Source organism: Streptomyces sp. NPDC003697, from assembly GCF_053587115.1.
The window spans coordinates 26,326-50,926 of record NZ_JBSFNN010000009.1; the positions used below are offsets into that span (position 1 = coordinate 26,326).

At 73.3% G+C, this 24,601-nt stretch carries 25 protein-coding genes and 1 riboswitch; of the genes, 15 read left to right on the forward strand and 10 right to left on the reverse strand.

Annotated features, from left to right (window positions below; translation table 11 throughout):
• Position 1: 1 nt before the first annotated feature.
• Positions 2–964, forward strand: coding sequence for an ABC transporter substrate-binding protein (locus ACWDNY_RS05775; RefSeq protein WP_451644451.1), 963 nt, complete (start codon positions 2–4; stop codon positions 962–964).
• A gap of 364 nt (positions 965–1,328) precedes the next feature.
• Here ACWDNY_RS05775 and ACWDNY_RS05780 read toward each other — a convergent pair whose 3' ends face one another.
• Positions 1,329–1,838, reverse strand: coding sequence for a carboxymuconolactone decarboxylase family protein (locus ACWDNY_RS05780; protein WP_451644452.1), 510 nt, complete (start codon positions 1,836–1,838; stop codon positions 1,329–1,331).
• A 46-nt stretch (positions 1,839–1,884) separates the two neighbouring features.
• On the opposite strand from ACWDNY_RS05780, the gene pdxR reads away from it, so the two are divergent.
• The 6 genes from pdxR to ACWDNY_RS05810 all read left to right on the forward strand — a co-directional run bounded on the left by pdxR (position 1,885) and on the right by ACWDNY_RS05810 (position 8,572).
• Positions 1,885–3,303: a MocR-like pyridoxine biosynthesis transcription factor PdxR gene (gene pdxR / locus ACWDNY_RS05785; RefSeq protein ID WP_451644453.1), complete on the forward strand. Its 1,419-nt coding sequence runs from the start codon at positions 1,885–1,887 to the stop codon at positions 3,301–3,303.
• Between the two features lie 157 nt (positions 3,304–3,460).
• On the forward strand, positions 3,461–3,805 hold the full coding sequence (locus ACWDNY_RS05790) for a hypothetical protein (RefSeq protein ID WP_451644454.1): 345 nt from the start codon (positions 3,461–3,463) through the stop codon (positions 3,803–3,805).
• 13 nt (positions 3,806–3,818) lie between these two features.
• Complete coding sequence (locus tag ACWDNY_RS05795; RefSeq protein WP_451644455.1) at positions 3,819–5,042, forward strand: glutathionylspermidine synthase family protein; 1,224 nt, start codon at positions 3,819–3,821, stop codon at positions 5,040–5,042.
• A 75-nt stretch (positions 5,043–5,117) separates the two neighbouring features.
• Positions 5,118–5,211, forward strand: a riboswitch (ZMP/ZTP riboswitch).
• A 32-nt stretch (positions 5,212–5,243) separates the two neighbouring features.
• Positions 5,244–6,692, forward strand: coding sequence for a glycine hydroxymethyltransferase (locus ACWDNY_RS05800; protein ID WP_451644456.1), 1,449 nt, complete (start codon positions 5,244–5,246; stop codon positions 6,690–6,692).
• A gap of 134 nt (positions 6,693–6,826) precedes the next feature.
• Positions 6,827–7,840 (forward strand): tryptophan--tRNA ligase, encoded by a 1,014-nt coding sequence (gene trpS / locus ACWDNY_RS05805; RefSeq protein WP_451644457.1) that lies wholly within the window; start codon positions 6,827–6,829, stop codon positions 7,838–7,840.
• Between the two features lie 153 nt (positions 7,841–7,993).
• Positions 7,994–8,572, forward strand: a complete 579-nt coding sequence (locus ACWDNY_RS05810) for a 2'-5' RNA ligase family protein (protein ID WP_451644458.1) — start codon at positions 7,994–7,996, stop codon at positions 8,570–8,572.
• Between the two features lie 98 nt (positions 8,573–8,670).
• Here the strand turns inward: ACWDNY_RS05810 and ACWDNY_RS05815 are convergent, their stop codons facing one another.
• Positions 8,671–9,423, reverse strand: coding sequence for a decaprenylphospho-beta-D-erythro-pentofuranosid-2-ulose 2-reductase (locus ACWDNY_RS05815; RefSeq protein WP_451644459.1), 753 nt, complete (start codon positions 9,421–9,423; stop codon positions 8,671–8,673).
• 85 nt (positions 9,424–9,508) lie between these two features.
• Between ACWDNY_RS05815 and ACWDNY_RS05820 the strand changes: the two genes are divergently transcribed.
• Complete coding sequence (locus ACWDNY_RS05820; RefSeq protein WP_451644460.1) at positions 9,509–10,417, forward strand: YihY/virulence factor BrkB family protein; 909 nt, start codon at positions 9,509–9,511, stop codon at positions 10,415–10,417.
• On the opposite strand, the gene ACWDNY_RS05825 is transcribed toward ACWDNY_RS05820, so the two are convergent.
• A complete protein-coding gene (locus tag ACWDNY_RS05825) occupies positions 10,365–11,654 on the reverse strand; it encodes a D-alanyl-D-alanine carboxypeptidase family protein (RefSeq protein ID WP_451644461.1) in 1,290 nt (429 codons plus the stop codon). The genes ACWDNY_RS05820 and ACWDNY_RS05825 overlap by 53 nt on opposite strands.
• Positions 11,655–11,745: 91 nt before the next feature.
• On the opposite strand from ACWDNY_RS05825, the gene ACWDNY_RS05830 reads away from it, so the two are divergent.
• Positions 11,746–11,985: an SCO4848 family membrane protein gene (locus tag ACWDNY_RS05830; RefSeq protein ID WP_451644462.1), complete on the forward strand. Its 240-nt coding sequence runs from the start codon at positions 11,746–11,748 to the stop codon at positions 11,983–11,985.
• Positions 11,986–12,132: 147 nt separating this feature from the next.
• The gene (locus tag ACWDNY_RS05835; RefSeq protein WP_451644463.1) at positions 12,133–13,521 is read left to right on the forward strand and encodes a metallophosphoesterase; all 1,389 of its coding nucleotides are present in this window, start codon (positions 12,133–12,135) and stop codon (positions 13,519–13,521) included.
• Positions 13,522–13,596: 75 nt separating this feature from the next.
• Here ACWDNY_RS05835 and ACWDNY_RS05840 read toward each other — a convergent pair whose 3' ends face one another.
• From ACWDNY_RS05840 to ACWDNY_RS05870, 7 genes are all read right to left on the reverse strand, one after another.
• Positions 13,597–14,346 carry a TetR family transcriptional regulator gene (locus ACWDNY_RS05840; protein WP_451644464.1) on the reverse strand — a complete coding sequence of 250 codons (750 nt, stop codon included), beginning with the start codon at positions 14,344–14,346 and terminating at the stop codon, positions 13,597–13,599.
• A 267-nt stretch (positions 14,347–14,613) separates the two neighbouring features.
• A complete protein-coding gene (locus ACWDNY_RS05845) occupies positions 14,614–15,021 on the reverse strand; it encodes a VOC family protein (RefSeq protein WP_451644465.1) in 408 nt (135 codons plus the stop codon).
• A gap of 173 nt (positions 15,022–15,194) precedes the next feature.
• Positions 15,195–15,956, reverse strand: a complete 762-nt coding sequence (locus ACWDNY_RS05850) for a succinate dehydrogenase iron-sulfur subunit (RefSeq protein ID WP_451644466.1) — start codon at positions 15,954–15,956, stop codon at positions 15,195–15,197.
• The gene (gene sdhA, locus ACWDNY_RS05855; protein ID WP_451644467.1) at positions 15,956–17,710 is read right to left on the reverse strand and encodes a succinate dehydrogenase flavoprotein subunit; all 1,755 of its coding nucleotides are present in this window, start codon (positions 17,708–17,710) and stop codon (positions 15,956–15,958) included. Before sdhA ends, ACWDNY_RS05850 begins: the two co-directional genes overlap by 1 nt.
• Before the next feature lie 23 nt (positions 17,711–17,733).
• Positions 17,734–18,216, reverse strand: a complete 483-nt coding sequence (locus ACWDNY_RS05860) for a succinate dehydrogenase hydrophobic membrane anchor subunit (protein WP_451644468.1) — start codon at positions 18,214–18,216, stop codon at positions 17,734–17,736.
• Between the two features lie 5 nt (positions 18,217–18,221).
• The gene (gene sdhC / locus ACWDNY_RS05865) at positions 18,222–18,602 is read right to left on the reverse strand and encodes a succinate dehydrogenase, cytochrome b556 subunit (protein WP_451644469.1); all 381 of its coding nucleotides are present in this window, start codon (positions 18,600–18,602) and stop codon (positions 18,222–18,224) included.
• 149 nt (positions 18,603–18,751) lie between these two features.
• The gene (locus ACWDNY_RS05870) at positions 18,752–19,276 is read right to left on the reverse strand and encodes a 2-oxo-4-hydroxy-4-carboxy-5-ureidoimidazoline decarboxylase (protein WP_451644540.1); all 525 of its coding nucleotides are present in this window, start codon (positions 19,274–19,276) and stop codon (positions 18,752–18,754) included.
• A 178-nt stretch (positions 19,277–19,454) separates the two neighbouring features.
• On the opposite strand from ACWDNY_RS05870, the gene ACWDNY_RS05875 reads away from it, so the two are divergent.
• From ACWDNY_RS05875 to ACWDNY_RS05895, 5 genes are all read left to right on the forward strand, one after another.
• Positions 19,455–21,077, forward strand: a complete 1,623-nt coding sequence (locus tag ACWDNY_RS05875; RefSeq protein WP_451644470.1) for a beta-N-acetylhexosaminidase — start codon at positions 19,455–19,457, stop codon at positions 21,075–21,077.
• 254 nt (positions 21,078–21,331) lie between these two features.
• Positions 21,332–21,907, forward strand: coding sequence for a hypothetical protein (locus ACWDNY_RS05880; RefSeq protein WP_451644471.1), 576 nt, complete (start codon positions 21,332–21,334; stop codon positions 21,905–21,907).
• 157 nt (positions 21,908–22,064) lie between these two features.
• Positions 22,065–22,457 (forward strand): hypothetical protein, encoded by a 393-nt coding sequence (locus tag ACWDNY_RS05885; RefSeq protein ID WP_451644472.1) that lies wholly within the window; start codon positions 22,065–22,067, stop codon positions 22,455–22,457.
• Positions 22,458–22,772: 315 nt separating this feature from the next.
• Positions 22,773–23,393: an RNA polymerase sigma factor gene (locus tag ACWDNY_RS05890; RefSeq protein ID WP_451644473.1), complete on the forward strand. Its 621-nt coding sequence runs from the start codon at positions 22,773–22,775 to the stop codon at positions 23,391–23,393.
• A 60-nt stretch (positions 23,394–23,453) separates the two neighbouring features.
• The gene (locus ACWDNY_RS05895; protein WP_451644474.1) at positions 23,454–24,293 is read left to right on the forward strand and encodes a hypothetical protein; all 840 of its coding nucleotides are present in this window, start codon (positions 23,454–23,456) and stop codon (positions 24,291–24,293) included.
• Positions 24,294–24,601 lie beyond the last annotated feature (308 nt).

Genomic DNA, 24,601 nt, shown 5'->3' on the forward strand with positions numbered 1-24,601 from the left:
CATGAGGCTCAAGCGCAGGACGGCCCTGGCCGCCTCCGCGGCGGCGGCCCTGTCGCTGCTCACCGGCTGCGGCGCCGCCGACATGACCCAGCAGGCCTCGCCGTTCGCCAACGCGCGCGGCTCCCGGACGGTGACCCTGTCCGTGCAGTCCTGGGTCGGCGCCCAGGCCAACGTGGCCGTCGCCCAGTACCTGCTGGAGCACGAGCTGGGGTACCGCGTCGACACCGTCCAGGTCGACGAGGTGCCCGCCTGGGACGCCCTCAGCCAGGGCCGGGTCGACGCCATCCTGGAGGACTGGGGCCACCCGGAGCAGGAGAAGCGCTACGTCGACGACAAGGGGACGATCGCGCGCGGCGGCGAGCTCGGTGTGACCGGCCACATCGGCTGGTACGTCCCGGCCTACCTCGCCCGGCAGCACCCGGACATCACCGACTGGAGGAACCTGGACAGGTACGCCTCCCTCTTCCGCACCCCGGAGAGCGGCGGCAAGGGCCAGCTGCTGGACGGCTCCCCGTCCTACGTCACCAACGACAAGGCGCTGGTGCGGAACCTGAAGCTGGACTACCAGGTGGTCTTCGCCGGTTCGGAGGCCGCCCAGATCACGCAGATCCGCCAGTTCGCCAAGGAGAAGAAACCCTTCCTGACGTACTGGTACGCGCCGCAGTGGCTGTTCGAGAAGGTGCCCATGACGGAGGTGAGGCTGCCCGCGTACCGGGAGGGCTGCGACGCGGACGCGGCGAAGGTCGCCTGCGCCTATCCGCACACCCCGCTGCGCAAGTACCTCAACGCGGACTTCGCGAGGTCCGGCGGCAAGGCGGCCGCCTTCCTGAAGAAGTTCCGCTGGACGACCGAGGACCAGAACGCCGTCTCCCTGATGATCGCCGACCAGAAGCTCACCCCGGCCGAGGCGGCGAAGAAGTGGGTGGACGGCCACGAGTCCACCTGGCGGCAGTGGCTGCCCTGACGGCTGCCGCCCGCGCGCCGGCTCCGGAGCCCGCCCCCTGAGGCCGGCGGAGGCCGCGGGGTACCGGGGTTCGACCCGAACCCCGGGCGGGTGCGGTGGGGTCCCGGGGCTGGGGCGGGTCCCGGTCCGGGCGCCGGGGTTCGGGTCGGAATCAGGGCCGGGCCCCGGCACGAATGCCCGGGCCCGGCCCCATGCCGGCGGGGGCGGGCCCGGAGGCGCGCGTCACGGCTGGCGCGGCGGGCCCGGAACCGGGCCGGCGTGGCCGAACCCGCCGCCGCGCGTCACGGTCGGCTCCGCGGGGGCCGGGCGGGCCGGGCCGGCGGGGCCTCGCGGTCCAGCCGGCCCGCCCGCGTCGCCGCGGTGGTCACCTGTGCCGCCCCGGCTCGTAGTGGCCCGGCACCATCCGGGTGGCCACCCCGAACCGGTTCCAGGCGTTGATGACGGCGATCGCGGCGATCAGCTGCGCCAGCCCGGCCTCGTCGAAGTGCTCGGCGGCCCGGTCGTACACCTCGTCCGGCACGAAGCCGTCGCCGAGGACTGTCACCGCCTCGGTCAGCTCCAGGGCGGCCAGCTCCCTGGCGGTGTAGAAGTGCCGAGACTCCTCCCAGGCGCTGAGCTGGACGATCCGCTCGACGCTCTCACCGGCCGCGAGGGCGTCCTTGGTGTGCATGTCGAGGCAGAACGCGCAGTGGTTGAGCTGGGAGGCGCGGATCTTGACCAGCTCGCGCAGCCTGGCGTCGAGGCCCTGCCCCGCGGCGGCGTCGAGCCGGACCATCGCCTTGTAGACCTCGGGCGCGTGCTGCGTCCAGCGCGTGCGGGGGGTGTGCTCGGGTGCGTACTCCACGGGCTCGGTGCCCTGCTCCATGGTCGTCATACCGCGACCCTAGAAGTCGGGCAGCCCAGGAGTACGGTCCATTCCCATGGCGGAATCATGGGCCACTTACGGAGTGGACCTGCATCTGGAACCCGCGAGTCCGGGCGTGCGGCGAGGCCTGACCGACGCCCTGCGCGACGCCGTCCGCACCGGCCGCCTGGCCCCCGGCACCCGACTGCCCTCCTCCCGCTCCCTCGCCGCCGATCTGGGGCTGGCCCGCAACACGGTCGCCGAGGCGTACGCCGACCTGGTCGCCGAGGGCTGGCTGACCGCCCGCCAGGGCTCGGGCACCCGGGTGGCGGCACGGGTGCCCGCTCCGCCACCGGGGCAGCGGGGGAGCGCGGCGGCCCCGCCCGCCGGCGCGGCACCCCCGCGCCGTGAACGGCCGCGCCCCGTCCACGACCTCCTGCCCGGTACCCCGGACCTCGCCTCCTTCCCCCGCGCCGCATGGCTGCGGGCGGCCCGCCGGGCCCTCGCCGCCGCCCCCCACACCGCCCTCGGCTACGGCGACCCGCGCGGCCATCCGGAGCTGCGCACGGTCCTCGCCGGCCACCTGGCCCGGGTGCGGGGCGTGCGCACCGATCCCGAGCGGGTGCTGGTGTGCGCGGGCTTCGTGCACGGGCTGCGGATCCTCGGCGCGGCGCTGCGGGCGCGCGGTGTCCGCACGGTCGCCGTCGAGTCCTACGGCCTGGACATCCACTGGCGGCTGCTCACCGAGGCCGGGATGCGCGTCCGGCCGCTGCCGTTCGACGAACTCGGCACGGACACGCGCGCGCTGGACGACGCCGACGCCGTCCTGCTCACCCCGGCGCACCAGTTCCCGATGGGCGTGCCCCTGCACCCCGGCCGGCGCGCGGCCGTCGTGGACTGGGCCCGGCGGACCGGCGGCCTGGTCCTGGAGGACGACTACGACGGCGAGTTCCGCTACGACCGCCAGCCGGTCGGGGCCCTGCAGGGCCTGGACCCCGACCGGGTGGTGTACCTGGGCACGGCGAGCAAGTCCCTCGCCCCCGGGCTCCGCCTGGCCTGGATGGCGCTGCCGCCCGCGTTCGCCGAGGAGGCCGCCGCGGCCAAGGGCGGCACCGAGACCTGCGGAGTGCTGGACCAGCTGACCCTGGCCGAGTTCATGACCTCGGGCGCCCACGACCACCACGTCCGCGCGTGCCGGCTGCGCTACCGCCGGCGCCGGGACGCCCTCGTCGCCGCCCTCGCGGCGCGCGCCCCCGCCGTGCACGCCACCGGCATCGCAGCCGGCCTGCACGCCGTTCTGCGCCTGCCGGCCGGCAGCGAGCAGAGCGTCGTGCGGGCGGCCTCCTGGCAGGGTCTCGCCCTGCACGGCCTCTCCCGTTTCCGCCACCCGGACGCCGTCACCGACCCGCTGGACGCACTGGTCGTCGGCTACGGCACACCCCCGGACCATGCCTGGCCCGGCGCCCTGGACGCCCTGTGCCGGGTTCTGCCGTGACCGAGGCCGGCGTACCGGGCCGGCCGTACGGGGCGAGTCCCCGGCCCGGCGGCGAGCGCCCCGCGCGGGCCGGAAAGGGCGGGCCGCCTGTACGGGCGCCGCACGCGCTCTCTAACCTGGCGGTGGCAACCGGCCAACGGACAACGGGGGAACGGACATGGCGGACGCACGCCGGCAACTGCGCTCGGGCACGGTGGTACTGGGCGGCATGGGACTGCTCGCCGCGGCACTCACCGCCTGCTCCTCCGACCCCGACAAGCGGTGCGTCGACCGGGACAGCTACACGGCGGCCAGGGGCTACAAGGTCGTCTCCGACAAGAACTGCAAGTCCGCCACGACGTCCGGCCACACCTTCTGGTACTACGGCGGCAAGAGGAAGGGCGGCTGGATCGACGGCGGCTCGTTCAGCAAGCCCCGCAAGGGCTCGGGCGGTTCGGGCGGCGGCTCCGGACACGGCGTCGACCGCGGCGGCTTCGGCGGCGGCAAGGGCTCCGGCGGCTGAGGGACCTTCTGGCATGGAACGCCGTACGATCGCCCCCCGTCCCGGCTGGCAGCAGACCGTCGAGTCCCAGGGGCTCATCTACCCGCTGACGCTTCCCCCGGCGCTCGAGGCCGCTCGCGCGGCAGGCGCCCCCGTCCCCGACGACGCCTGGCTGCCCTACTGGGACGAGAGCGCCTACTACGCCTTCACGCTCGCGGAGGTCGAGGCGCTGGAGGACGTCGTCGAGGAACTGCACCGCATGTGCCTGGCGGCGGCGGAGCACATCGTCGCCCACGACCGCTTCGCGGACCTCGGCATCACCGACCCGCGGATCGCCGAGGCGGTCGGCGAGGCGTGGCGCCGGCGCGACCGGCTGCCGTCCGTCTACGGCCGTTTCGACCTGCGCCACGACGGCTCGGGCCCGGCGAAGTTGCTGGAGTACAACGCCGACACCCCCACCTCCCTGGTGGAGGCGGCCTCACCCCAGTGGTTCTGGATGGAGGAACGGTTCCCCGGCGCCGACCAGTGGAACTCCCTGCACGACCGCCTCGTCGCCGCCTGGCGGAAGCAGGCCGCCCTCCTGCCGCCCGGCAGCCCCCTGTACTTCGCGCACTCCTCCGCCGACGAACTCGGCGAGGACCTGATGACGGTCGCCTATCTGAAGGAGACGGCCGACCAGGCGGGCCTCGAGACCGACTGGATCTCCATGGAGGAGATCGGCTGGGACCCGCTGTCCGGCCGTTTCGTCGACAACAAGCTCCGCTTCATCCGGAGCTGCTTCAAGCTCTACCCGTGGGAGTGGCTGACCACCGACCGCTTCGGCGACCACGTCCTCGACACCCTGGACCACGGCGGCGGCACCGGTTCCACCCTGTGGATCGAGCCCGCCTGGAAGATGCTGCTCAGCAACAAGGCGCTGCTGGCGATCCTGTGGGAGCTGTACCCGGGCCACCCGAACCTCCTGCCCGCCTACCTGGACGGCCCCCGCGAGCTGGCGGCCACCACCGGCTGGGCGGCCAAGCCGCTGCTCGGCCGGGAGGGCGAGGGCGTGTCGCTCCACGGTCCCGGCTCGGACCCGGACGTCCGGGAGGAGCCCTGCTGCTACCAGGAGCTGGCGCCGCTGCCCGCGTTCGACGGCAACCACGTCGTCCTCGGCGCCTGGATCGTGGACGGCGAGTCCGCCGGCCTCGGCATCCGGGAGTCCTCGGGCCTGGTCACCGACGGGTACGCCCGCTTCCTGCCGCATGTGATCCTCTGAGGGCTGTCCGTGCTCCCGCGTCCTCGCCCGCATGGTGGACGGGGACGCTCCCCGCGCGGACCGCCCGGTAGTCTGGCCGCGGGCCGTGACTGGCGCGCTGGGATGGGACCGACCATCGGGGAGCGGCCTTCAGCTGAGCGATCGTGTGCCGTGCGCCTGGGCCAACCGTGAACGCCGACCGCACGCCGTCCGGAGGTCCCCATGCCAGAGCAGCCCCTCTCCACCGAGTCCACCGCCTTCCGCGCCGCCCTGGACGTGATCCGCGCCGTCGAGCCGCGCGTCGCCGACGCCATCGGCCAGGAGGTCGCCGACCAGCGCGAGATGCTCAAGCTGATCGCCTCGGAGAACTACGCCTCCCCGGCGACGCTGCTGGCGATGGGCAACTGGTTCAGCGACAAGTACGCCGAGGGCACCGTCGGCCGCCGCTTCTACGCCGGCTGCCGCAACGTCGACACCGTCGAGTCGCTGGCCGCCGAGCACGCCAGGGAGCTCTTCGGCGCCCGCCACGCCTACGTCCAGCCGCACTCCGGCATCGACGCCAACCTCGTCGCCTTCTGGGCCGTGCTCGCCCAGCGCGTCGAGCTGCCCGCCCTGGAGAAGGCGGGCGTCCGCCAGGTCAACGACCTCTCCGACGAGGACTGGGCCGAACTGCGCCAGGCCTTCGGCAACCAGCGCATGCTCGGCATGTCCCTGGACGCCGGCGGTCACCTCACCCACGGCTTCCGGCCGAACATCTCCGGCAAGATGTTCGACCAGCGCTCCTACGGCACCGACCCCGCCACGGGCCTGATCGACTACGAGGCGCTGCGCACGTCCGCCCGCGCGTTCAAGCCGCTGATCATCGTGGCGGGATACTCGGCGTACCCGCGCCTGGTGAACTTCCGGATCATGCGCGAGATCGCCGACGAGGTCGGCGCCACGCTCATGGTCGACATGGCCCACTTCGCGGGCCTGGTCGCCGGCAAGGTCCTCACCGGTGACTTCGACCCGGTCCCGCACGCCCAGATCGTGACGACCACCACCCACAAGTCGCTGCGCGGCCCGCGCGGCGGCATGGTGCTGTGCGACGACTCCCTCAAGGACCAGGTGGACCGCGGCTGCCCGATGGTCCTGGGCGGCCCCCTCCCGCACGTCATGGCCGCCAAGGCCGTGGCGCTCGCCGAGGCCCGGCAGCCGTCCTTCCAGGACTACGCCCAGCGCATCGTCGACAACGCGCGCGCCCTGGCCGAGGGCCTGATGCGCCGCGGCGCGACCCTGGTGACCGGCGGCACGGACAACCACCTCAACCTGATCGACGTCACCTCCTCCTACGGCCTCACCGGCCGCCAGGCCGAGGCCGCGCTGCTGGAGTCGGGCATCGTCACCAACCGCAACGCGATCCCGGCCGACCCGAACGGCGCCTGGTACACCTCCGGCATCCGCGTCGGCACGCCCGCGCTGACCACCCGGGGCCTGGGCACGGCCGAGATGGACGAGGTCGCCGGCCTCGTCGACCGCGTCCTGACGGCCACCGAGCCGGGCACCACCAGCAAGGGCGCCCCGTCCAAGGCGCAGCACGTGCTCGACCCGAAGATCGCGGACGAGATCTCCCACCGGGCGACGGACCTGGTCGCCGGCTTCCCGCTGTACCCGGAGATCGACCTCGGCTGACACGCCCGGCGCGGCTGCGCGCACCCGAGCCCCGCACGCGGCGGCCCGCCCCACCGCGGGCCGCCGTTCGGCGTGCCGGAGCGGTCGGTCCCTCCGCGTCAGCAGGGGCGGCCCGCAATGAGAGAATGGTGTGCATGGCCTCTGATCGACCCCGTGTGCTCTCCGGAATCCAGCCCACCGCAGGCTCGTTCCACCTCGGCAACTACCTCGGCGCCGTCCGCCAGTGGGTGGCCCTGCAGGAGACCCACGACGCGTTCTACATGGTCGTCGACCTGCACGCGATCACGGTCCCGCAGGACCCGGGGGAGCTGCGCGCCAACACCCGGCTCGCCGCCGCGCAGCTGCTGGCCGCCGGGCTCGACCCGGAACGCTGCACGCTCTTCGTCCAGAGCCACGTCCCCGAGCACGCCGAGCTCGCCTGGGTCATGAACTGCCTCACCGGCTTCGGCGAGGCCAGCCGCATGACCCAGTTCAAGGACAAGTCGGCCAGGCAGGGTGCGGACCGGGCGTCCGTCGGCCTGTTCACCTACCCGATCCTCCAGGTCGCCGACATCCTGCTCTACCAGGCCAACGAGGTGCCGGTCGGCGAGGACCAGCGCCAGCACATCGAGCTCACCCGCGACCTCGCCGAGCGCTTCAACGGCCGCTTCGGCCAGACCTTCACCGTCCCGAGGCCGTACATCCTCAAGGAGACGGCGAAGATCTACGACCTGCAGGATCCCGCCATCAAGATGAGCAAGTCGGCCTCCACGCCGAAGGGCCTCATCAACCTCCTCGACGAGCCGAAGACCACCGCCAAGAAGGTCAGGAGCGCGGTCACCGACACCGACACCGTCATCCGCTTCGACCCCGAGAACAAGCCCGGCGTCAGCAACCTCCTCGGCATCTACTCCACCCTCACCGGGACGGGCGTCGCCGAACTGGAGGCGAAGTACGAGGGCAAGGGCTACGGTGCGCTCAAGACGGACCTCGCCGAGGTCATGGTGGAGTTCGTGACGCCGTTCCGGGAGCGGACCCGGCAGTACCTGGACGACCCCGAATCGCTCGACTCGATCCTGGCCAAGGGCGCCGAGAAGGCGCGCGCGGTCGCCGGGGAGACCCTCGCCCGGGCGTACGACCGGGTGGGCTTCCTGCCCGCCAAGCACTGAGGCGCACCACCGCACACACCGGCCGCCGGGCAGAGCGCTGCACATCACTTCCGCCGCGCCTGCCCACCGGACGGCCGTGGCCGTACAGTCGATAGCCGGACGGCCACGACGAAACGGCTGAGAACCACACCGGCACGACGACAGGGAGACGACGTGGGGACCGTAACGATCGGTGTGTCGATCGCGGTCCCGGAGCCCCACGGCAGCCTGCTCCAGCAGCGGCGCGAGGGCTTCGGCGATGCCGCGGCTCACGGAATCCCCACGCACGTCACCCTGCTGCCGCCGACCGAGGTGGACGCCGCCCGTCTCCCGGCGATCGAGGCACACCTGTCCGAGGTGGCCGCCGCCGGGCGGCCCTTCCCGATGAAGCTGTCCGGCACCGGCACCTTCCGCCCGCTGTCGCCGGTGGTGTACGTGCGGGTCGTCGAGGGCGCCGAGGCGTGCGCCTGGCTGCAGAAGCAGGTCCGCGACGCCTCCGGGCCCGTCGCCCGCGAACTGCAGTTTCCCTACCACCCGCACGTCACGGTGGCGCACGGCATCGACGAGGCGGCGATGGACCGCGCCTTCGAGGAACTCGCCGACTACGAGGCCCAGTGGCCGTGCACCGGGTTCGCCCTCTACGAGCAGGGCGCCGACGGAGTGTGGCGCAAGCTGCGGGAGTTCGCCTTCGGCGGTGCGGTGGTGCCTTCGCAGTCCAAACCGCGCGACCGCGGCACGCAGCCCGCCTGCTGACACCGGACGCGGCGCACCCGACGACACCGCCTCGGCTCCACGTCGGCAGTGCCGGAGCGCCCGCCGCCGGTCAGCGGCTGCCGCCCGGCACGGCCGCCTCAGAGCGGCAGCCGCCGGAACACCGCCCGTGGCAGATGGCGCAGCACCGCCATCACCGGCCGCAGGGCGCCCGGCACCCACACCGTGTCCGAGCGCCGCCGTAGCCCGAGCTCGACGGACCGCGCCACCTCCTCAGGCGTCGTCGCGAACGGCGCGTCGAGCCCGGCGGTCTTGCGGGAGCGCACGAAACCGGGGCGTACGACCATGACGTGCACACCGGTGCCGTGCAGCGCGTCGCCCAGGCCCTGCGCGAAGGCGTCCAGGCCCGCCTTGCTGGAGCCGTACACGAAGTCCGCCCGCCGGGCGCGTTCGCCCGCGACCGAGGAGAGCACCACCAGCGCGCCGTGCCCCTGGGCCTGCAGCCCCTGGGCGGTGACCAGGCCCGCCGACACCGCTCCGGTGTAGTTGGTCTGCGCGACCCGCACCGCGCCCGCCGGCTCCCGCTCGTCGCGCGCCTGGTCCCCGGGGATGCCGAAGGCCAGCAGCACCAGATCCACGGGACCCTCCGCGAACACCTTGCCGAGCACGGCGGCGTGGGACCCGGCGTCCAGGGCGTCGAAGGCGACGGTGCGCGCCTCGGCCCCCAGGCGGCGCAGATGGGCGGCGGCCTCCTCCAGCGCGGGTGAGGGGCGGCCCGCCAGCCAGACCGTGCGGGTGCGGCGGGCGATGAGCCGGCGCGCGATGGCCAGCGCGACCTCGGACGTGCCGCCGAGGACGAGCAGGGAGCGGGGGAGACCGAAGGCGTCCTTCACGACGGACGACTGTAGCGTCCGGGTATGGGCGTTTCGGTTGAGAAACGCGGTGTTCAGGGGAACGGCGAGCGGGCACAGTCGGATCATGGACTGGCTGAGGAACCTTCCCGTCATCGGTCCGCCGGCGACGCGGCTGATGGCCACGCACGCCTGGCGCTCCTGCGAGCGCCTGGACCGCGTGAAGTGGACGCGGCTCGCCGCCGCGATGACGTTCGTCAGCTTCGTCGCGCTGTTCCCGCTGCTCACCCTGGCCGCCACGATCGCCGCCGCCACCCTCAGCACGCAGCAGCAGCGGGAACTCCAGAACAAGATCGCCGAACAGGTCCCCGGCATCTCCGACCAGCTCGACGTCAACGCCCTGGTGCAGAACGCCGGCACCGTCGGCGGTATCGCCGGCGCCCTGCTGCTGCTCACCGGCATCGGCTGGGTCGGACAGACCCGCGACTGCCTGCGTGCGGTCTGGGAGCTGCCCGACGCCGAGGAGAACCTCTTCCTGAGCAGACTCAAGGACGGTGGGATCCTCCTCGGGCTGGGCGGCGCCCTCCTGGTCACGATCGCCGTCTCCGCCCTCGCCTCCGCGGCCGTCGGCTGGACCTCCCGGCGGTTCGGGCTGGAGGAACAGGGCTGGGGCAGCGTGCTGTTGCAGATCTCCGCGTTCGCCGTCGCCGTCCTGGCCGACTTCCTGGTGCTGCTCTACGTCCTCACCCTGCTGCCGGGCGTGGAGCCGCCGCGCAGGCGGCTGCTGGACGCCGCGCTGATCGGCGCCGTCGGCTTCGAACTGCTCAAGCTGCTCCTCAGCGGCTACCTCCAGGGCGTGGCGGCGAAGAGCATGTACGGCGCCTTCGGCGTCCCGGTCGCACTGCTGCTGTGGATCAACCTCACCTGCAAACTCGTGCTGTACTGCGCCGCCTGGACGGCGACGCCGAGCGAGCGGGCCGAGCTCACGGACGGTTCCGACGGCGCATCAGGTCCGGCAGTGGCCAACGGCGGTTGACCAGCCAGCCCCCGGCGGCGCCCAGCGCCAGCACCCCGGCGGCGATCCCCAGCGCGATCCCGGCACCGCCCGCACCGCCACCGCCGCCGCCGGCGCCCGCCACGGGCTTCGACGAGGTGCCGTGGGCCCCCGCGGCGCCACCCGCCTGCCCCGGGGAGGAGTCCGCACCCGGCTCGCCGCCCGCCCCCGCGGCGCTCTTCGGCGGCACCAGCTCACCCACCGGCCGAACCTTCCCGGCCGCCTGGAACCCCCAGTCGAAGAGCCGCGCGGTCTCCTTGTAGACCTCGTTGTGGTCCTTCTTCTCCGGGTTCATCACGGTGACGAGCAGCACCTTGCCGCCACGCTCGGCGACGCCGGTGAACGTGGCACCCGCGTTGGTGGTGTTGCCGTTCTTCACGCCCGCGATGCCCGGGTACACCGAGATGTCGTAGTCACCCCTCAGCAGCCGGTTGGTGTTCTGGATCTCGAAGGACCCGCGGGACGTCCGGCCCTTCTTGTCCTTCTTCGTCTCTCCCGGGAACGGCGCCCGCACGGTCGAGCAGTACCCGCGGAAGTCCTTCTTCTGCAGTCCCGAGCGGGCGAACAGGGTCAGGTCGTACGCCGACGACACCTGGCCCTTCTGGTCGTATCCGTCCGGGCTGACCACCTGCGTGTCGAGCGCCCGCAGTTCGGCGGCGTGCGCGTTCATGTCCCGCACGGTCTGCCGGACACCGCCGTTCATCGAGGACAGCACGTGCACGGCGTCGTTGCCGGACATCAGGAAGACGCCCAGCCACAGGTCGCGGACCGTGTAGGTCTCGTTCTCCTTGATGCCGACCAGGCTGGAGCCGGCGCCGATCCCGGCCAGGTCCGCCGGCTGGACGCGGTGCGCCTGCGTCGCGGGGAACTTCGGCAGGACCGTGTCGGCGAACAGCATCTTCAGCGTGCTGGCCGGGGCGAGCCGCCAGTGCGCGTTGTGCGCGGCGAGCACCTCGCCGGACTCGGCGTCGGCGACGATCCACGAGCGCGCGGTGATGTCCCGGGGCAGCACCGGGGCCCCGCTGCCGAGGTCGACCTGCGTCCCGGCCAGGCCCAGGCGGGTACCGCCGACGGTCGACATACGGGCCGGGGGCGTGGCCGCCGGGGTCGCCGTGGGGCGGGGCGCGGCGAGAGCGGCGGGTGCGGCCGACGCGAGGGAGAGCAGGGCGGCGGAAGCGACCAGCAGAGCGCGCCTGGCCGTCGTCTGGGGTATGGGCACGGCCGAGAAACTACCTGCCCCGGCCGTCGAGGTCCCGTCGCCCCCACCACCCCGGCCGCGGAACCGGACGCCCGGCGGCGATACTGGACCCATGAAGCTCAGCCGCCCCCTCTCCTGGTTCCTGCTCGCCTTCGGGGTGTGGAGCTGGGTCATCTGGATCACTTTCGTCAAGAATCTCGTCAAGGACGGCAGCGGGCTGGCGTTCGACCACGGTGAGCCGACGGCGTACTTCTGGGTGCACCTGGCGCTCGCCATCGCCTCCTTCGTATGGGGGACGGCCATCGGGGTCATCGGGTTGCGCTCGCTGCGCGCACTGAGCCGGACGTCATAGCGTTTTCAGACTGCTGACTGCTGACTGCTGACTGCTGACTGCTGACTGCTGACTGCTGACTGCTGACTGCTGACTGCTGACTGCCGGCGGCCGGGGGTTGCCGGCCGTCAGCCGGGAGCGGGACCGACAAAGGGGGGACACGACCGCATGGTGGTCGTCTTCGTGCTCGTGGCGCTGCTCGTGCTGAGCGCCGTGGTGGCGGGCAACTGGTACGTGTGGCGCCGCCTGTTCCGCGACACGACCCGCGGTCCGGGCACCGCGCGGCGGGTGGGCGCCGGGGTGATCGCCGGCGGCTGGGTCCTGGCGGTCGGGGCGCTCGTCGCCGAACGTGCGGGCGCGCCCTTCGGGCTCCAGCGCGCCCTGGCCTGGCCGGGCTTCCTGTGGCTCGCGCTGTCGATCTACCTGCTGCTGGGCGTGGTGGCGGGAGAGGCCGTACGGCCGCTGCTGCGGCGCCTGCTCGCCCGGCGCGCCCGTGCGCGGGTCGCGCCGGCCGTCACCGCGTCCCGGACGGACCAGGACCCGGTACCGGCGGCCGCGAGGACGCCGGGCGCGTCCCTGAGCCCGGCCGCCGAGCCGTCCGGCGGTTCTTCCCCCGCACCCGGCGCCGGACCGGCCCCCGCCGACGGTGCGACCACCCCCGCGGGCGGGCCCGCACCCGAGGACCGGACGGCCGGCGCCCCGCCGGCCGCGGCACCCGCCCCGGCCGCCGACCCCACCCGCCGTCTCTTCGTCTCCCGTGCCGTCGCCGGCGCCGTGGCCGTGGCCGCCGTGGGCACGGTCGGAGCGGGCACCTACGGGGTGCTGCGCGGGCCGCGGGTCAAGCGGGTCACCGTCCCGCTCGCCAAACTCCCGCGCGCCGCGCACGGCTTCCGGATCGCGGTCGTCAGCGACATCCACCTCGGCCCGGTGCTGGGCCGGGGGTTCGCCCAGAAGGTCGTCGACACGATCGACGCGACCCAGCCGGACCTCATCGCGGTCGTCGGCGACCTGGTCGACGGCAGTGTGAAGGACCTCGGGCCGGCCGCCGCACCGCTCGCCCGGCTGCGCGCCCGCCACGGGGCCTACTTCGTCACCGGCAACCACGAGTACTTCTCCGGCGCCGAGCAGTGGGTCGAGGAGGTGCGGCGGCTCGGCCTGCACCCGCTGGAGAACGCCCGCACCGAGATGCCGTACTTCGACCTGGCCGGCGTGAACGACGTGGAGGGCGAGAGCCAGGGCCAGGGCCCCGACTTCGGCGCGGCCCTCGGCGACCGGGACCCGGCTCGCGCGTGCGTGCTGCTCGCCCACCAGCCGGTGCAGATCCACGAGGCCGTCCGGCACGGCGTCGACCTCCAGCTCTCCGGCCACACCCACGGCGGCCAGCTCTGGCCCGGCAGCCTGCTCGCCGAGGCCGCCAACCCGACCGTCGCGGGTCTGGAGCGCTACGGCGACACCCAGTTGTACGTCAGCCGCGGCGCCGGCGCCTGGGGCCCGCCGACCCGTGTGGGCGCCCCGTCCGACATCACGGTGGTGGAACTGGCCTCGCGGCAGGCGTGACCGCGCCGTGGGGCCGGGGCCGGAGCGTGCAGCCGGACGCCGGGTGTCCCGTACGCCCGTCCCGCCCGGAGGGGATCAGTTCCCCGCGCTCCGCCCCCGGTGCGCCGGATCGGGCAGTGCCCTCGTCATCCCCGGCAGGAAGTCCGTGAACAGTTCGTGCGCCTCGCGCACGAGGGGCCGCAGCACCCTGAAGCGGGCCAGCACCACGCCCCGCGCGGTGAGCCGCGCCCCTCGCTCGGCGAGCCGGTAACTGCGCTCCCGTCCCTCGGTCCGGTCGAAGACCCAGTACAGGACGAGCCCCATCTGCGACAGCCACATCAGCTCGGGCAGCACGTCCCGCAGGTCGTCCGGCACCTTCGCCCTCGACCCGGCCAGCACCTCCCGGTGCACGGCGACGGCCTCCGCACGGGCGGGCTCCGACTCGGACGAGAAGGGACTGAGCGGGCTGTCCGGATCGGCGGCGTTCCTGAAGAACTGCACCGCGAACTCGTGGTACGGCGCGGCCACGTCCAGCCATGCCGTCAGCACGCCCGCGAGCCGCTTCTCCAGGTCCGTCTCCCGGTCCAGCAGCTCCCGGACGGCCGCGCGGTGCTCGGCGGCGATCCGGTCGTAGAAGCCCTGGATCAGGTGCTCCTTGCCCGCGAAGTAGTAGTAGGCGTTGCCGACGGAGACCCCGGCCTCCTGGGCGATCGCCCGCATGGTGGTCTTGTCGTAACCCCGTTCCTCGAACAGCCGCATGGCCGTCTCGAGGATCAGCGCCCGGGTCTGCTCCGACTTGCTCGGGGCCACGCCCTCACCGGGGCCGTCGTCGTTCTTCGCGGACACGAACGCCAAGCCTAGTGCCGAGAAGGCAACGTTCGCCCCGTCGCGACGCCCGGCGCCCTCTCGCCGTACCGGCCGAAAGTCAAAGTACCAAGCACATCCCAGTACGAGGGCGTCAGGCCGGCACGCCGAGAGCACGCACCGGGCGCCGCTCCTTGACGGGCAGACGTCGCCTGCCGCGGCACAGGTGCGGTGACTGGATCCAGGCCGCAGGCCCCGGCCGGACCGGACGAACGCCCCGCGGGTTCCTCGTGGACCCCCGGCCTTCCCTCAGCCCCGGCGGCCCAGCTCGGGACGTTTGCCGTAGTCGGTGAAGCCGAGGATGTTGCCCCAGGGGTCGGCGATCTCGACGGCCCAGCCCGTGGCGACGGCGGACGGCTCGTCGAGCAGGGCGATGCCCGCCGCCGTCAGTTCCCGTGCCGCCGCCCGGGCGTCCGGCACCTCCAGCCATACGCGGGGCGAGGGCCACGGCGGCGTCCGGTGCCCGAACTCCTCCTGGCGCAGCAGGATCCCGGGCGTCTCACCGCCCACCTTCAGCTGTGCGATGCCCGCCTCGTCCAGCCGGAACCCCACCGTGAACCCGGCCCGCTCGTAGAACGCCAGCGCCTCGCCGAGGTCCCCGACCGGCAGCAGCACGTGGTCGAACCCGAGCAGCTCGTACGACTCGTCATCTGACATGCCATCACATTAGGTGGGCGCCGGCCGGGAGCGGCGGAGGCGGCGGGCACCGGGTCACCCGCCCGGCCGAGCCCGCGGAACGCACGGACCCCTGGTCCGGCCGCGGCCGTGAACGCGTCCGGGCCCCGCTCCACGGGGGAGCGGGGCCCGGAGGGACTACCGGAGGGAGGTGGTCAGAGGCGGCGGGTGATCAGGGCGCGCCTGACCTCCGTGATCGCCTTCGTCACCTCGATGCCGCGCGGGCAGGCGTCGGTGCAGTTGAAGACGGTGCGGCAGCGCCAGACGCCGTCCTTGCCGTTGAGGATCTCCAGGCGCTGCTCGGCGGCGTCGTCACGGCTGTCGAAGATGAAGCGGTGCGCGTTGACGATGGCCGCCGGGCCGAAGTACTGCCCGTCGTTCCAGAACACCGGGCAGGAGGAGGTGCAGGCCGCGCAGAGGATGCACTTCGTCGTGTCGTCGAAGCGCTCGCGGTCCTCGGGGGACTGCAGCCGCTCCCGCGTGGGCTCGTTGGTCTCCTTCGCGATCAGGAAGGGCATCACGTCCCGGTACGCCTGGAAGAACGGCTCCATGTCCACGATCAGGTCCTTGAGGACCGGCAGGCCCTTTATGGGCTCGACCGTGATCGGCTTCTCGGGGTTGATGTCCTTGATCAGCGTCTTGCAGGCCAGACGGTTCTTGCCGTTGATCCGCATGGCGTCCGAGCCGCAGATGCCGTGCGCGCAGGAGCGGCGGAACGTCAGCGTGCCGTCCAGCTCCCACTTGATCTTGTGCAGACCGTCGAGGACGCGCTCCTTCGGGTCGATCTCCAGCTGGAAGTCTTCCCAGGTCGCCTCCGCCGAGACCTCCGGGTTGAAGCGGCGGACACGGAAGGTGACCGTGATGTACGGGGTGGCCGTGGTCTGCTCCTCGGCCTTGTCCAGAACGGGGGTAGCCATCAGTACTTACGCTCCATCGGCTGGTACCGGGTCTGGACGACCGGCTTGTAGTCCAGACGGACGGTCTCGGTTCCGTCGGCGCCGACCTCGCGGTACGCCATGGTGTGGCGCATGAAGTTGACGTCGTCACGGTTGGGGTAGTCCTCGCGGTAGTGACCGCCGCGGGACTCCTTGCGGGCCAGGGCGGAGATCGCCATGACCTCGGCCAGGTCGAGCAGGTTGCCCAGCTCGATGGCTTCCAGCAGGTCCGTGTTGAACCGCTTGCCCTTGTCCTGGATCGCCACGTTCTTGTAGCGCTGCTTCAGCTCGGCGATCTTCTCGACCGCGGTCTTGATCGTCTGCTCGGTGCGGAACACCATGACGTTGGCGTCCATGGTCTCCTGCAGCTCGCGGCGGATGGTCGCCACGCGCTCGGTGCCCGTGGAGTTCCGCAGCCGCTCGATCTCCTCGACGACGAGGCTCTCCGGGGCCTCCGGCAGCTCCAGGTAGTCCGCCTTCGCGGCGTACTCCGCGGCGGCGATGCCGGCCCGCTTGCCGAAGACGTTGATGTCGAGCAGGGAGTTCGTGCCCAGGCGGTTGGCGCCGTGCACGGAGACACAGGCGACCTCGCCGGCCGCGTACAGGCCCGGCACGACCGTGGTGTTGTCCGAGAGGACCTCACCCTGGACGTTGGTCGGGATGCCGCCCATGGCGTAGTGCGCGGTCGGCTGGATCGGGATCGGGTCGGTGTACGGCTCGATGCCCAGGTAGGTCCGCGCGAACTCGGTGATGTCGGGCAGCTTGGCGTCCAGCTGCTCCGGCGGCAGGTGGGTGAGGTCCAGGTAGACGTGGTCGCCCTCGGGACCGCAGCCGCGGCCCTCGCGGATCTCGGTGTAGATGGCGCGGGAGACGACGTCGCGGGAGGCGAGGTCCTTCATGACCGGCGCGTACTTCTCCATGAAGCGCTCGCCGTCCTTGTTGCGGAGGATGCCGCCCTCACCGCGCGCACCCTCGGTCAGCAGGATGCCCATGCGCCAGATGCCGGTCGGGTGGAACTGGAAGAACTCCATGTCCTCCAGCGGCAGGCCCCGGCGCCAGACGGCGGCCTGGCCGTCACCGGTCAGCGTGTGCGCGTTCGACGTCACCTTGAAGAACTTGCCGCAGCCGCCGGAGGCGTAGATCACGGCCTTCGCCTGGAAGACGTGGATCTCGCCGGTCGCCAGCTCGTACGCCACGACACCGGACGACCGCTTGACGCCGTCGACCTCGACCAACAGCTGGTCCAGGACGTAGAACTCGTTGAAGAACTCCACGCCCTCCTTGACGCAGTTCTGGTACAGCGTCTGGAGGATCATGTGGCCGGTGCGGTCGGCCGCGTAGCAGGACCGGCGGACCGGGGCCTCGCCGTGGTTGCGGCTGTGACCGCCGAAGCGGCGCTGGTCGATGGTGCCGTTCGGGGTGCGGTTGAACGGCAGGCCCATCTTCTCCAGGTCGAGGACGGAGTCGATGGCCTCCTTCGCCAGGATCTCGGCGGCGTCCTGGTCGACCAGGTAGTCACCACCCTTGACCGTGTCGAAGGTGTGCCACTCCCAGTTGTCCTCCTCCACGTTGGCCAGCGCGGCGGCCATGCCGCCCTGCGCGGCGCCCGTGTGGGACCGGGTGGGGTAGAGCTTCGTCAGGACCGCGGTGCGGCTGCGCTTGGTCGCCTCGATGGCGGCACGCATACCGGCGCCACCGGCGCCGACGATGACGGTGTCGTACTTGTGGATCTTCATCAGGATTACCTCGGTCCCGGGGCCTAGCGAATGTTCGGGTCGAAGGTGAAGATCACCAGCGTGCCCAGCAGGATGGTGAACACCGTGGCGGTGTAGAGCAGTGCCTTCAGCCACAGCCGGGTGCCCGCGCGCTCCGCGTAGTCGTTGATGACTGTCCGCAGGCCGTTGCCGCCGTGGAGCATGGCCAGCCACAGCATGGCGAGGTCCCAGAGCTGCCAGAAGGGCGAGGCCCAGCGACCCGCAACGAAGGCGAAGCCGATCTTCGAGACGCCGCCGTCCAGGACCAGCTGGATCAGCAGGTGGCCGAGGACGAGGACGACCAGCACCACTCCGGACAGGCGCATGAACAGCCAGCCGTACAGCTCGAAGTTGCCACAGCTGGACCGCGGCGTCTTCCTGGTGCGCGTGCGTGGGGCCTCGAGGTAGGGCGCCGGGTTCTCGACGCTGGGACCGGACGCGCCCTCGACGGGGCCGATACCGGAAGCGGTGGTGTCAGTGGTGGACATACGCGTCAGCTCCCGAACAGGACTCGAGCGGCGTGGCCGAGGACGGGGTACACGGCCCCGAGCATCAGCACGACCCACACGGCGACGACGGCCCAGAGCATCTGCTTCTGGTAGCGGGTGCCCTTCCACCAGAAGTCGACGGCGACGATCCGCAGGCCGTTCAGCGCGTGGAAGAGGATGGCGGCGACCAGGCCGTACTCCAGCACGGCGACGATCGGCGTCTTGTACGTGGCTACGACCTTGTCGTAGTCCTCGGGCGAGACACGGACGAGAGCGGTGTCCAGCACGTGTACGAACAGGAAGAAGAAGATGAGGACGCCGGTGACTCGGTGAGCCACCCAGGACCACATTCCTTCCCGGCCGCGGTACAGCGTTCCAGCCGGCACGGAAATCCCTCCGGGAGCGGGGACTGAGGGCCGCGCCGGCTTCGGTGTCGGTCGGGCCCGGCCGGGTACGGTCCACCGGCCCCCAGCATCGTAGCGACCGGTATGTGTGGCGTTTACATGGGGGGCCGTGTATGTGAGCGAACCCGCACTCAAAGGGGCACGGACGGGCTACGGACCGGACGGCCCCCCGCGTGCCCGGTGAGCCGCGTCAGCCGCCCCCGTGCCAGGCGGCGCAGTTCCTCGGCCGCCACGACCCGCTCCTCGTCCGGATCGTTCGCCAGGCGCGACCGGATCGCCGCCAGGACGCGGTCCAGCAGCTCGTCGGCCGTGACCCCGTCCAGACAGATGGCGAACGTGTGGCCGAACTTCGCCTCGTAGGCGGCGTGGGCGGCGCTCAGGGCCGTGGACGCGGCGGCGTACGTGTCGCCGGGCAGGACCGGCAGCGCCTCGCCCGCCAGGGCCTCGGCCAGGTCCGCCCGCGTCAGGTCGTAGGCGGCCTCGTCGGCGGCGGCCAGCAGGGCGCCGAGGTCCGGGTAGGGGCGGTGATCGGCGACCCGCCGGGCCCAGCGCGGGCTGCGCAGGCAGGCCAGGAGAAGGCGACGGGCCTCGGCGGCCGGGGCGGTGTTGAAGTGCTCCAGGTTCTGCGCGGGCAGCGTGGGTCCTCGGCGATGGATGCGGCGACCCCCCTCGTGGACGTCACGTGCGGGGGCGGGGGATTGTGTGACCGATGTGCCGCAACGTTATCGCTCATGGTCATCACCTGTCCGACGGATGCCCGAATTTCACTCGGACGGGAGAGTTTGAGAACGCCCTGTGGACGCGCCGGACGCGCCGAGGCTTTAAGTTGGCTGAGTGAGTCAGCACAGGCGCCGGGCGCCGGCGAAGAAGGTGCGGCACAGGCGGGCACTGGCCGCCGGAGCGTTCGCGGTGACGGTCGGGCTGGGTGTCGGAGTCGGGCTGTGGGCCTCGGGCGGGCAGTCCCCCGCCGACTCGGCAGGGTCGCGGACGGGCACCTCCGCCGCGGCACCGAGCCCCAGCCCCACGCGCAGCTACCCCCTCTCCCAGGCGCCGCGCACGATCCCCGCCGTCCGCTCCCACACCCCGGCCCGCGGACCGGGGTGGCGGCCGGCGGGCGGCGAGCGCGTCGTGGTGAGCGACCCGGGCCTCGCCGACGAGGGCCGCCTGATCGCCGGCGAGCTGGGCCTGGCGTACGGGGGCGAGAAGAACGACGTCCGCCCCGGCGACGTACGGCTGGCGCTGAGCGGTGGCGGCGGCAACGCCGAGTCGTACACCATGACCGTGCGCGACGGGCGGGTCACCATCAGCGGACCGGCCGACGCGGGGGTCTTCTACGGCACCCGCACGCTGAAGCAGGAGGTGCACGGCGGCGGCACGGCCCCCGAGGGCGTCGTCAAGGACGAGCCGGCCAAGCCGCGACGCGGCCTGATGCTGGACATCGCGCGCAAGCCGTACCCGGCCGCCTGGATCGAGGACCGGGTACGCGAGCTCGGCGACCTGAAGTACAACGAGCTGGGCCTGCACTTCTCCGACGACCAGGGCTTCCGCATCCAGTCCGACAAGCACCCGGAGATCGTCTCCCCCACCCATCTGAGCAAGGCGGAGGTCAAGCGGATCGTCGACCTCGCCGCGGCCCGGCACATCACCGTCGTCCCGGAGATCGACTCGCCCGGCCACCTCGGCGCGGTCCTCGCCGCCCATCCCGAGCTCCAGCTGCGCAACGCCCAGGGCGTGCCGACGCGCGGGGCGATCGACATCTCCAAGGACGCCTCGGGCGCCCTCGTCGACGACCTCCTGAACGAGTACGCCGGGCTGTTCCCCGGCGCCTACTGGCACCTGGGCGCCGACGAGTACCAGGCCCTGATGGCCTCCAACCCCTCGACGGCCTACCCGCAGCTGGCCGCCGCCGCGCGGGCCGCCTACGGTCCCGGCGGCACCGTCTCGGACCTCACCACGGGCTGGCTGAACGACCGCGCCGCCACCGTCCGCGCCCACGACCGCACCCCGCGTGCCTGGAACGACGGCTTCTTCCGCGGCACCTCGGTCCAGGCCGCGAAGGACATCGAGGTCGGCTACTGGACCGGCAAGGAGATCGGCGCGCGTCAGCCGGCCGAGTACCTGAGCGCCGGCCGCAAGGTGATCAACTACAACGACGAGTTCCTCTACTACGTCCTCGGTGAGCCGCTGACCTTCGTCTACCCGACCGGGCAGCGCATCTACGAGCAGTGGACCCCGCGGGTGCTGCGCGGCACGCAGGCGGTGCCCGCGCGGTACGACGGCCAGATCCTGGGCGGCTCCCTCGCGGTCTGGGGCGACCGCCCGAACGCGCAGACCGCGGACCAGGTGGCCGCCGGCATCCGCATGCCGCTGCGGGCGACCGCCCAGAAGCTGTGGGACCCGCGCACCCCGGCACTGTCCTGGACGGAGTTCAAGGCACTGGCGGGGAAGCTGGGCTGACGCCGGGGCGCGGGCGCCTGCTCCCGGGGGACGCCGGGGCGGTGGCCCTGCGGCGGGCGCGGGGGAGGGGCCGGCCGGTCTGCCGCCGGGGCTCCTCGCCCGGGTGACCGCGTTGCTCGCCGACTGGCCGAAAACTTTCTTTCGTCCCGCTACTTCACTGCGTGTGGTGCCCGTGTGACACTACCGGGCGATCGCACGCAGTAAGGGCAGGTGCGGGCTCCGCTAAGGTCGGCGCCCTGGCGAGGGAGACGTGGATGAGCCTGGTGGAACTGATCGCGCGGGCCGACGAGCGCGGACTGGCCGCCAGCGGACTGGCTTGTTTGGATCGATGCGTTCCCCTGCTCGGTGGTGACGACGAGGTGCTGCGGCCGCTGTGGGCGAGCCTCGCCGAAGACGGTGACGACGGCGACGACTGGTCCGGCCGTCTGGAGAAGGCCCGCGGCGCGCTGGACGGGACCGGTGCCGACGACACCGCGGAGGACGAGGCCGCACGGCTCGCCCGCCACATGCTCGCCACGGCGCCGTCCGCCCGGACCGCCCCCGAGGTACGCGCGTGGGCCGACGCCTGCTCGGTCGCCTCGCTCCGGATCCACTGGCTGCTGGACCCCGCCGACCCCGCCGAGGACGCGATCCCCGTCGACTCCTGCCGCGAGGGCGGCGCGGAGGGCATGTCCCCGCTCGTCGCCGCCGAGGTGCGTCGCCAGGTCACCGTCCTCGAACTGCTGGCCGGTCACGGCGCGGCCGGGCTCCGCCAGGCGCTGGAGGTGTCCACCGAGGGCCGCCGGGTCCTCCGGGCGGTCGTGTCCCGCCGGGCGCGGGGACGCGGCTGACCCCGGGCTCCCGCGTGGACGTCCGTCCCCGCTGAAGAGGTTCCGTGACCGTCCTGCGCCCACGGTGGGGTGGTCCTGCGCCGATCACGGGCAGACGCCGGATCCGGGTGACGGATCGGGCTCCGGGCTCGCTTTTCCCTATGTGACAGCCCAGGACGTGACGACTCAGCAGCAGACCAGGCCGCAGGCCGCCGTCAAACCGGTGCGGTGGGCGGCGGACGCCGTGGCGACGATGCGCGAGGGGGCCCGGCTGCGCCTGGACTACTCGGCGCAGAGCCTGTGGCGTGTCGACCGGATGATCGACGACCTGCGGCGGGAGGGCACACCGCCCGCCGCGGTGGAGAGCATGCTGCGCGGTCTCGGCGCCTACGCGGGGGAGGTGATCGTCCGGCAGGCCGGCGGGGACTGGTGGGCGACCGGTGGCGACCACTGGGTCCGCACGCCCGACGGCCGCCTGTGGGACCCGATCGACGAGGCCCGCCGCTGCTTCACCGGGCACGGGTCGCTGCGGCTGCTGTGCCGCGACGCGGCGGGCACGACCCGCGGGTGACGCCGGCGGACGACCCGGCGGCCCCGGCGGTGGTGAGGGGCCTGGTCCATGGGCTCGGTCCGCGCAGGGCGGCGGCCGAGCCGGGCGGCGGCCGTCCGCCCGACCCCGCCCGGGCGTCCGTGCCGGACGGCGGTGGCCGGCCGGCCACGGCCCCCCGCCGTACGACGGCGGCCGGTCCGGGGCGGCCCACGGACTGTGACACTTCCGTACACCCCGACGCTGATGACCATGGAGGCGTGGACACGGCCTGAGCCTGTCGCACGGTGGGGATGGCGCCAGGCGGTGGCCACGAACTCGGCACGAACGAGGACAGTTTTGGGCCAGGCAGGGGAACCCCGTCGCAGACAGGCGCACGACGGGGAGCTGGGCGCGGCGGTCGCGCGGGCCCAGGAGGGGGACGAGGCGGCCTTCGCGGTCGCCTACCGGATCGTGCAGCCCGGACTGCTCGGCTATCTCCGCGGGATCGTCGGCGACGACGCCGAGGACGTGGCGTCCGACGCCTGGCTGGAGATAGCCCGTGACCTGGGCCGGTTCAAGGGGGACGGCGCCGGGTTCCGCGGGTGGACCGCGACGATCGCCCGGCACCGGGCACTGGACCACCTGCGCCGTCAGCGGGTGCGTCCCCGGCCGGCGGCGCTGGAACAGGACGTGCTGGAGCTGCCGGGCACGCACAGCACCCATGAGCAGGCGCTGGAGTCGCTCTCCACCGAGCGCGCCCTCGCCCTGGTCCGCGCCCTGCCGCGTGACCAGGCGGAGGCGGTCCTCCTGCGCGTCGTCGTCGGTCTGGACGGCCCCGCCACCGCACGGGTCCTCGGCAAGCGCCCCGGAGCGGTCCGGACGGCCGCGTACCGGGGGCTGAAGCGGCTGGCCGGCCAGCTGAGCGGTGCGGCAGGTGTGACGAACGACGGCCCCGGCACGCTGGGGGAGTCGGAGTGAACGGCAACGGCGGCCTGCACGGCCAGGACGGCCGACCGTCGGACCGGGATGGGTACGGGCATGGGTGAGCGGCAGAGCGACGGCAGTACGGGCGGCCGTCGGCGCGGACACCCGGCGGCCACCGTGCCCGGTCCCGAGCGGACGCCGGACGGCCCGGCGCTGCAGTCGATGCTCGCCGCCGCCCTGCGCGGCGGCGCCCTCGACGTCGTGGCCGAGCAGCGGGCGGTGGCGGCGTTCCGCGCCGCCCGGGACGGCGCGGCGCACGGGACGCGCACCCGGAGCGGTGACGACTGGCGGTCGCGCGGACACCGGCGCGTGCGTCTGTCGGTGAAGGCCCTCCTGGGCGTGTTCGCGGCGAGTCTGACCCTGGGCGGTGTCGCCGTCGCGGCGATCGGCACGGCCGGTTCGCCGGACCGCGGACCCGAGGACGGGCAGCGGTCCCACCGGCCGTCCGCTGCCCCGGCCGAGCCCTCGGCCGGCGGCTCCGCGACGGCGTCCCGCCCCGGTGCGCCGGCTGCGCCGGCCACGCCGGGCCACCCGGCCGCCCCGCGGGACGTCGACGGACGCTGCCGCGCCTACGAGCAGGTCCGCGGGGCGGGCCGGGCGCTGGACGCGCCGGCCTGGCGGTGGCTCGTGGCGGCCGCGGGCGGCGAGGAGAACGTCGGCCGGTACTGCGCGGAGCGGACGGGCAGGCCACCGGCCGGGAACGGCCCGAAAGGCGCCGACGGCACCGCAAGCCCGGCGGCTCCGGGCGGTGCGGCGAGTCCCGGGAGCGCGGCGGGCACCGGCACTGGCGCCGGCACTGGCGCGGGCAGCGGGAAGGGCGGCGCCGGCCGGGAGAACGGCGGCGGCGCCGGGAGCGACCGGCGCGAGAACGGCACGCCCGGGGTGCGGCACTGACGGAGGCGGTTCTGACGGGCGCGGGCGGCCGGGGGCCGGCGGTGCGCGGGGAGCGGCCGGGGCGGGAACGGCACGCCCGGGGTGCGGCACTGACGGAGGCGGTTCTGACGGGCGCGGGCGGCCGGGGGCCGGCGGTGCGCGGGGAGCGGCCGGGGCGGGAACGGCACGCCCGGGGTGCGGCACTGACGGAGGCGGTTCAAGCGGTCGCGGGACGACCCGCGGTGGGGCGGATGGGGCGATCGGGGTCCGGGTCCCGGCCAAGTGGCACTGCGACGCGGCCCGGATGCATCCAGCCGCGCGGTCACCGA

Bases quoted from the DNA above. Each gene is read 5' to 3' on its own strand.
- ACWDNY_RS05775 (WP_451644451.1), top strand. From the start codon at position 2: ATGAGGCTCAAGCGCAGGACGGCCCTGGCCGCCTCCGCGGCGGCGGCC.
- ACWDNY_RS05780 (WP_451644452.1), bottom strand. From the start codon at position 1,838: ATGACGACCATGGAGCAGGGCACCGAGCCCGTGGAGTACGCACCCGAG.
- pdxR (WP_451644453.1), top strand. From the start codon at position 1,885: ATGGCGGAATCATGGGCCACTTACGGAGTGGACCTGCATCTGGAACCC.
- ACWDNY_RS05790 (WP_451644454.1), top strand. From the start codon at position 3,461: ATGGCGGACGCACGCCGGCAACTGCGCTCGGGCACGGTGGTACTGGGC.
- ACWDNY_RS05795 (WP_451644455.1), top strand. From the start codon at position 3,819: ATGGAACGCCGTACGATCGCCCCCCGTCCCGGCTGGCAGCAGACCGTC.
- ACWDNY_RS05800 (WP_451644456.1), top strand. From the start codon at position 5,244: ATGCCAGAGCAGCCCCTCTCCACCGAGTCCACCGCCTTCCGCGCCGCC.
- trpS (WP_451644457.1), top strand. From the start codon at position 6,827: ATGGCCTCTGATCGACCCCGTGTGCTCTCCGGAATCCAGCCCACCGCA.
- ACWDNY_RS05820 (WP_451644460.1), top strand. From the start codon at position 9,509: ATGGACTGGCTGAGGAACCTTCCCGTCATCGGTCCGCCGGCGACGCGG.
- ACWDNY_RS05830 (WP_451644462.1), top strand. From the start codon at position 11,746: ATGAAGCTCAGCCGCCCCCTCTCCTGGTTCCTGCTCGCCTTCGGGGTG.
- ACWDNY_RS05835 (WP_451644463.1), top strand. From the start codon at position 12,133: ATGGTGGTCGTCTTCGTGCTCGTGGCGCTGCTCGTGCTGAGCGCCGTG.
- ACWDNY_RS05845 (WP_451644465.1), bottom strand. From the start codon at position 15,021: ATGTCAGATGACGAGTCGTACGAGCTGCTCGGGTTCGACCACGTGCTG.
- ACWDNY_RS05850 (WP_451644466.1), bottom strand. From the start codon at position 15,956: ATGGCTACCCCCGTTCTGGACAAGGCCGAGGAGCAGACCACGGCCACC.
- sdhA (WP_451644467.1), bottom strand. From the start codon at position 17,710: ATGAAGATCCACAAGTACGACACCGTCATCGTCGGCGCCGGTGGCGCC.
- ACWDNY_RS05860 (WP_451644468.1), bottom strand. From the start codon at position 18,216: ATGTCCACCACTGACACCACCGCTTCCGGTATCGGCCCCGTCGAGGGC.
- ACWDNY_RS05880 (WP_451644471.1), top strand. From the start codon at position 21,332: ATGAGCCTGGTGGAACTGATCGCGCGGGCCGACGAGCGCGGACTGGCC.
- ACWDNY_RS05895 (WP_451644474.1), top strand. From the start codon at position 23,454: ATGGGTGAGCGGCAGAGCGACGGCAGTACGGGCGGCCGTCGGCGCGGA.